The sequence below is a fragment of the Aeromicrobium phragmitis genome (genome assembly GCF_003674095.1).
In the GTDB taxonomy this organism is placed as follows: Bacteria; Actinomycetota; Actinomycetes; order Propionibacteriales; family Nocardioidaceae; genus Aeromicrobium; species Aeromicrobium phragmitis.
Map to the genome: position 1 here is coordinate 1 of NZ_RDBF01000149.1, position 384 is coordinate 384.

1 protein-coding gene and 1 pseudogene are annotated in these 384 nt (G+C 68.8%); both read left to right on the top strand.

The annotated features are described in order from the left end of the window. Window positions 1-100, top strand: a pseudogene (locus D9V41_RS16710) (peptide-methionine (S)-S-oxide reductase); the annotation flags it as partial. 26 nt (window positions 101-126) lie between these two features. Further along, window positions 127-384, top strand: a 258-nt coding sequence (locus D9V41_RS16715) for a uracil-DNA glycosylase family protein (protein WP_341770340.1), incomplete at its 3' end; no start/stop codon positions are given.

Below are 384 nucleotides of genomic sequence, written 5' to 3' on the forward strand. Positions count from 1 at the left end.
GTACTACTACGCCGAGGAATACCACCAGCAGTACCTGGTGAAGAACCCGTTCGGCTACTGCCCGCTGCACGCGACCGGGGTGCAGTACGCCGACGTCTGAGCCCGCGAGGCCCTAGGCTGGCCGTCGTGAGCGTCAGGAGTCGGTGGAGCCGCGCGGAGCTCGAGTCCTTCGCAGGACGCACGATCCCCGACCTCCTCCCCGAGGGCGAACTCGCACTGCTGTTCGTGGGCATCAATCCCGGACTCGTGAGTGCCGCGACGGGTCTGCACTTCGCGCGGCGCGGCAACCGTTTCTACCCCGCGCTGCGCGACGCGGGCCTGATCGAGACGATCGACCCCGAGGAAGCGCGTCCGCAGCTCGCCGCATGCGGCGTCGGCATCACG